Genomic DNA, 469 nt, shown 5'->3' with positions numbered 1-469 from the left:
GGCCAGGCGGCGGCACGCTCGAACGTATCGTTGGTGGGCGGCTGGTTGCGCTCGAAAAAGCTCACCATCATTCGATACTTCACCGCATCGGGTAGCGCGGGAAAACGCGCGATCAGCCCGGACGTCTCCATGAATCGGATCGGATTGACGGTCGGCAGTTGTGCGCGCCGCACGAACACGTGGACCTGATCAGCGCCAAGCTCGAGCGCGTGTTGCGCATTGTCGAACGCCGATGCGCCGCCGCCTAGGATGGCGATGCGACGGCCTTTCAGCCCTGCATAGTCGATCGCCTGGGAAGTATGGGCGTAACGGCTGGCGGGAAGCCGGTTCCCGACCAGTGACGGCGTGTGCCACTGACCGCCGCCCTGGATGCCGGTCGCCAACACGATCTTGCGCGTAAGCAGTGTCTCGCCGCCATTGAGGTGGAGACGGAACAGGCCCTTCTCGATAGGTTCGATCCGATCAAGCC

Annotated in this window: 1 protein-coding gene; it reads right to left on the bottom strand. The window is 63.5% G+C overall.

Annotated elements, in window-relative coordinates:
- On the bottom strand, positions 1 to 469 hold a 469-nt coding region (locus AACY52_RS30730; RefSeq protein WP_339561451.1), incomplete at both ends, for an FAD-dependent oxidoreductase.

Source organism: Pseudomonas sp. EA_65y_Pfl1_P113 (assembly GCF_963970525.1).
Lineage (GTDB): Bacteria > Pseudomonadota > Gammaproteobacteria > Pseudomonadales > Pseudomonadaceae > Aquipseudomonas > Aquipseudomonas tritici.
Note: the sequence above shows the minus strand (reverse complement) of the source record. Positions and strands in the feature narration are given on the sequence as shown.